Genomic DNA, 5,861 nt, shown 5'->3' with positions numbered 1-5,861 from the left:
CATGAAGCCGCGCAATACGCCGGAAGCAGTGACAAGCGCGCCCGCCGCGCCCAGCGCCTTCCCGCAAGTGTGGATCACCACCAGATCTTCGCGCCCCTCATAGGAAGCGGTGAGCCCCCGGCCCTGCTCGCCGTAAACGCCTGTGGCATGGGGCTCGTCCACGACTGGGAACGCCTCGTAGCGCTCGGCTATTGCGACCAGATCTTTAAGCGGCGCGAAGTCACCGTCCATACTGTAGAGGCTCTCCACCACGATCCAGATGCGCCCCATTCCGCCCTTGGCGCGCCAGTCGCTAATCCTATCTTCAACCGACTGTAAATCATTGTGGGCGCTTATCCGAAACTTGGCTCGACCCGCTCGCGCGGCTTAATGAATGCTGGCGTGCACGAGCGAATCGAGAACGAGCAGATCGCCCGCTGCGGCAGCGTCGTCAGAACAGCGACGTTTGCGATATAACCGCCGCCAAAAAACAGCGCTGTCTCCGATCGGAAGAACTGCGCCGCCTCGGCTTCGAGAGCTTCGTGCTCCTCGCAGTTGCCGCGCAGCAGCCGTGACCCACCAGCTCCGATAGGCGTGCCGGCCTCAAGCGCGGTGAACAGAGCCTTTTTCATACGCGGCGCGCTCGCCAAGGCCAGATAATCGTTCGAAGCAAAATCAATCCCTGCGCGCGGCATTAGGCCGCGCAGTCGAGCGTCTCCTCCCAAGGTTTCCAGGGCCTCGGCATAGCTGTTAAGCTTGCCTATATGGGTTGGGTACATTGCTCAATCCGCCCAATGCCATCAATCGTGAGACGACTGTGATGGCTACAAAAAGAAGATGAAGGATCCGCCGTGCACTCTTTCAAGGCGGTCGGACGCAACCGTCTCCCATCAACTAGCACGATGCGCGGCCTGCACGTTTTTCCCGCTCCGACGGAGGCATAACTGCAGCCAGGCGCGCGCCCATTAATCGCCACCATGATTGGCGACTGGAGTGCTTCGATTACGTAGGTGATCGCACTTCGGTTTTGATTTTGGCAGGTCACAGCGTGTCCGTTGATCAACGATCCCGCCCCCGCGACAGCGCGCGATCGAGCTTTCGTCGCAGAAACTTGCTTATCACCGGCGCGCGACACATTTGCAGGAAGATTCATCGCGCGCTGGCGAAAAGAAGCCGAGAGCCGCCGGTGCCATCCGTCATTTACTGCCGTCCGGAAAACAAGTCCCTGCTGGGGTGCATGTCGCGACCAAGCGCAATCACATCTCTCAACGCCACCAAACGGCACATGCTTGACGCCATTCCATAGGATAGACGGTTAGGCAGAACCAGCATGCCGAGGCCACCCTCGACACGCTCGCCCGTGCCGGTGATGCCCCCGCTGCACAACTTGATGCCAGCGCCACGCGGAGACACCTGCGCCCCAGTTCTTTGCGCCTAAGGGCCTTTCCAAAGACGCGCCGGAAGAAGGAACCGGGTGCGGCCGATTCCTCCCCCGCATGGTTATTTGGCAGATTGCGCTTCGGCATGCGCGCGCAACCTTCGTACTGACCGGACAAACGCACACTCTCTCAGCGAGAGTGATCTGATCGTATCATAACCGTACGGTGCGTACCGGAGCGAGCGTGAGAAGATTTCCAGTTTCGGCATGCCTAACCACCGGCCGTCTTGCCGCGCGTCACGGCAGCCGCACCAGCATTGCGATGCGGCCAATCTCACGATAGTTATCTGACAGATTTGCGACACCAGCTTCGCATCCATGCTTCGTTACATCGTCTCGTTCGCCCAAGGATGTGGCTCACATCGACGAGATCGAAGGTGTGGCTGTTCTCACCACAACCCCGCATGCGCGCCGCTCGAGATTGCATGCAATCGCAAGACCGGCGCGCATCCGTCCCTTTAGTACAATATTTTCGCTATTTGCACCGGCACACCTGGCGATGGAGCCCGATCAGGTCGTGTTGCGCATAGCAGTCGGGAGACGCGCGGGAGTTCAGTGAACAGCAAGAACATCCCCATTCTGATGACAAGACGACTTATGGTAAGGGCTTGCCGACGAGACGAAGAAGGCCCTCAACAAGGCCGGCATCATCGAGAAGATGTACGAGTCCTATAACAAGGACGACAAGGACTTCAATGCGATCGTCTCGCGCCTGAAGCGAGACGATATCGACCTCGTCGATGTCGGCGGGCCTCATCTTGCGCCAGACGCGCGATCAGGACTGAAGGACGTTCTGATTTCGAGCGACGCGTTGGCTGACAAGGAATATGCCTCGATAACCGGCGCAGCTACGTTCTTCACCTTAGGACGCGACCTGCGCAAGAAACCGACGACGGCTGCGATCGTCAATAAATTCAGATCCGGGAATATCGACCCCGAAGGCTACACGCTCTATACTTTCGCTGCTGGCAGGTCCGGACGCAAGCCGCAGCCAAACTCGGCACCACGATCCGAGGAAGGTGATGGACACCGATTAAAGCGGGGTCCTGGGACACGGTGATCGGCAAACCGGAATACAATGCCAAGGGTGACATCAAGCAGCTCGACTATGTCGTTTATAGATGGGACGACAAGGGCAGCTATAGCGAGACTAACCCGAGCGCGTTCTGACGCATCTTGGTCCGACGCATCAAAGCTGGCGCATCCCCGGGGGCGGTGATCAATGCCGATCGATCGAGTGCTCCAGGGCAGCAAGTTGCCGCCGGACGAAATTGAATGCCTGAGCTCGGCCTATGCGCGGCTCCTGCGCTCGTTTTGCCTAGTTGATCGAGACGACCCTATCTCCGAAATTGTGGCAAAGAAGATTGTGGAGATCGGCGCAAGCGGGGTTGGCATTCGGCAGAGATGGCGAGCATCGCGTACATAGCTGACCGTTTATCTTTACTTCCGATCGATGCTCAGCCGCTCCTGCGGGATTAAAGGCCTCGCGGGTTTGACTCAATGGAGCTCGTCAGGCTTGACGAATGCAAATCGTTGAGCGGTCGGCAGATGAGGTGAACCGCCCCGGGTTTGCCGGAGGCCATTTGGTTTAAGTTATGCCGCCATGGCGGGTTGTTCCAGCATGGCGTAGTAGCGTTGCTCTGCTTCGGCCGGCGGTATGTTGCCGATGGGCTCAAGGAGCCTTCGGTTGTTGAACCAATCGACCCATTCCAGGGTAGCGAACTCGACGGCCTCGAAGCTGCGCCATGGCCCACGCCGATGTATCACCTCGGCCTTGTAGAGACCGTTGATGGTTTCGGCGAGAGCATTGTCATAGGAATCTCCAACGCTGCCGACGGAGGGCTCCACGCCTGCTTCAGCCAGGCGCTCGGTATATTTGATCGAGACGTATTGGGCGGATTCAAGCGGTCGTCGCAACACCAGTTATTTTCACTCATGATAGTAAGTCGTCAAGCGCCTCCGCGGGCGTTTTCCAACCCAGTGTCTTTCTCGGTCGGGCATTGAGGGCCGCTGCCACAGCGGATATCTCGTCGGCGCTGTGGATGCTCAGGTCAGTGCCTTTCGGGAAGTACTGCCGCAACAAACCGTTGGTGTTCTCGTTAGTGCCACGCTGCCAAGGGCTTTGCGGGTCGCAGAAGTAGACCTGGATACCCGCATCGATCTTGAGACGATCGTGCTGTGCCATTTCGGCTCCCTGATCCCAGGTTAGCGAGCGGCGCAGCTCTTCGGGCAAAGTGATGATGGTGCGCGTGATCGCGTCGCGCACGGCTTCGGCCCCATGTCCCGCGAGGGCGGGCCCGTTCTTCGCGCGCGGAGCTTCGCCATGCCCCGCCAACCGTGGAAGGTGCAAGAGCATCGTGAAGCGCGTCGTGCGCTCGACCAGCGTGCCGATTGCCGAGCTGCCAAGACCGAGGATAAGATCTCCCTCCCAATGTCCCGGCACGGCTCGATCGGCCGCTTCAGCGGGGCGCTCACTGATCATGATCTCTGGCGAGACAAAGCCCTTGCCTCGCCTGCGTACGCGCGCTCTTGGCGTCCGTAACACACGCCCTGTTCGCAAGCAGGCCGTCAGCTCGCGGCGTAGCGCCCCACGGCCCTGAACGAAGAGGGCTTGATAGATAGCTTCGTGGCTGATGCGCATCGTCTTGTCGTCCGGGAAGTCGATCGGCAAGCGTCGGGCAATCTGCTCAGGGCTCCAGGCTTTGGCCCATCGCCGATCCTTGCGCGGCCCATGCCGGCGGCCCTTCCACGGAACGGCGGGACCAGGAACGGGAGTGCCGCTCGGAGCCACGACGACACCGGCAAGTCGCTCTTCCACATAAGTGCGCAAGGTGGTGTTGAGCGCAAGCTTGGTCAGCTTCGGACGACAGGCCGATCGATCTGCATGCCACTGGGCAGTCGTCGCCCGGTATTCCAACCCGCCGCTGCGGGTGGCCGCATTGCGCCGCAGTTCACGGGAGATTGTCGAGGCAGCCCGCGCGAGGCGGCGCCCAATCTCCTGTATGGAATGACCCTGCACCTTGAGGAGTGCGATCTCCTCGCGCTCTACCAATGAGAGGTACCGCCCAGAGAGCGGCTTGGCCGAAGATCTGAACATCGCTGGTGGCATGCCCCCCGCCTTTCGGAACCATCTGGTACCGACAGGTTGCGACACTCCTGCTTCGAGCGCAGCCTCTTCGCTGCTCAGCCCGCTGGCGATCGCCCGCCAGAATCTATTCTGTTCGTCGCGCCCTGCAGCAGACGGCCGCCCTGGCGATGGCAATGGCGCTCGTCCTGATCGTGCCGATCGCCGCTTTCGAATGTTCACCGCAACCTCCAACCTCGGAGTGTTGCGACGACCGCTTGAATCCGCCTTGGCTACCCCTGTCGCTATGGTGCACGAGGCCGCCGCGATGGACCGGCCGTCGATCGTGCAGTGCCTGCTCCAGAGCATCGAGCACGAAGCCTGCATGCGCCGTGCGCGAGGCTCGCCAGCCCACGATCCTGCGGGCATAGGCGTCGATCACAAAGGCGACGTAGACAAAGCCGGTCCAGGTCGCGACATAGGTGAAGTCGGAGAGCCAGAGAACGTTCGGCCTTGTCGCCTTGAACTGGCGGTTGACGTGATCCAGCGGGCATGGCGCAGCCTTGTCGCTGATCGTGGTCTTGACGGATTTGCCGCGGATCACCCCTTGCAAACCCATGTCCCGCATCAATCGCGAGACTGTGCAACGGGCAACATCGAAGCCTTCGCGCTTGAGCTGACGCCACACCTTGCGCGCGCCATAGACGGAGAAGTTCTCCTCGAACACACGCCGAACCTCGATCTTCAGCCTGGCATCCTGCTTGGCGCGTACCGACAACTTGGCCGGATCGCGCCGCTTGGCCACATGGGCGTGGTAGGTCGAGGGGGCGATCGGCAACACCTTGCAGATCGGCTCGACCCCATGCGCCCCACGATGATCGTCGATGAAGGCGATCATGGCTTGGACCGGCGGTCGAGCTCCGCCATCGCAAAATAGGCGCTTGCCTTGCGCAGGATCTCGTTGGCCTGCCGAAGCTCGCGGTTCTCCCGTTCGAGCGCCTTCAGCTTCTCGGCCATCTCGGTTGGAACGCCGGCCCGCTGCCCGCTATCGACCTCGGCCTTCTTGACCCAGTCATGCAGCGTCTGCGGCGTGCAGCCGATCTTGGCCGCGATCGACGTCACTGCCGCCCAGCGCGACGGGTGCTCGCCGGCGTGATCCAGAACCATCCGAACCGCTCGGGTCCGGACCTCGGCTGAAAACTTGTTCGTTGTCTTGCTCGTCATGGCTCCATCCTCTCAGGAGTTGGAGCCTCCGGCAAACCCGGGGCGGTTCAAGGCGACTGTTCGACGATCTGCAGTCCCACATGCTTCCGTTGATCCAGTCGATCGTTAATAAGCCGAATTGGGCTGAACTGGACAGTTGAGCGTTGGCCAGAGTGA

General features: G+C 60.6%; 1 protein-coding gene, 4 pseudogenes and 1 other annotated feature. Of the genes and pseudogenes, 1 reads left to right on the top strand and 4 read right to left on the bottom strand.

What is annotated here, in order from left to right; genetic code table 11:
• Nucleotides 1–758 (bottom strand): annotated as a pseudogene (locus tag WN73_RS12275) (aminotransferase class I/II-fold pyridoxal phosphate-dependent enzyme); the annotation flags it as partial.
• A gap of 1,240 nt (nt 759–1,998) precedes the next feature.
• Here WN73_RS12275 and WN73_RS12270 point away from each other — a divergent pair.
• A pseudogene (locus tag WN73_RS12270) lies at nt 1,999–2,587 on the top strand (branched-chain amino acid ABC transporter substrate-binding protein); the annotation flags it as partial.
• A gap of 423 nt (nt 2,588–3,010) precedes the next feature.
• On the opposite strand, the pseudogene WN73_RS12265 reads toward WN73_RS12270, so the two are convergent.
• From WN73_RS12265 to WN73_RS12255, 3 genes and pseudogenes are all read right to left on the bottom strand, one after another.
• Nucleotides 3,011–3,313 (bottom strand): annotated as a pseudogene (locus WN73_RS12265) (integrase core domain-containing protein); the annotation flags it as partial.
• A gap of 37 nt (nt 3,314–3,350) precedes the next feature.
• Nucleotides 3,351–4,724: an IS30 family transposase gene (locus WN73_RS12260; protein ID WP_430649859.1), complete on the bottom strand. Its 1,374-nt coding sequence runs from the start codon at nt 4,722–4,724 to the stop codon at nt 3,351–3,353.
• Between the two features lie 46 nt (nt 4,725–4,770).
• Nucleotides 4,771–5,705, bottom strand: a pseudogene (locus WN73_RS12255) (IS3 family transposase); the annotation flags it as partial.
• Nucleotides 5,305–5,421 (bottom strand) — a sequence feature (AL1L pseudoknot). (Overlaps the previous pseudogene by 117 nt.)
• Nucleotides 5,706–5,861: the final 156 nt, after the last annotated feature.

The sequence above is a fragment of the Bradyrhizobium sp. CCBAU 45394 genome, from assembly GCF_028128655.1.
Taxonomy (GTDB): Bacteria; Pseudomonadota; Alphaproteobacteria; order Rhizobiales; family Xanthobacteraceae; genus Bradyrhizobium; species Bradyrhizobium diazoefficiens.
This window is presented reverse-complemented; position numbering and strand designations above follow the sequence as displayed.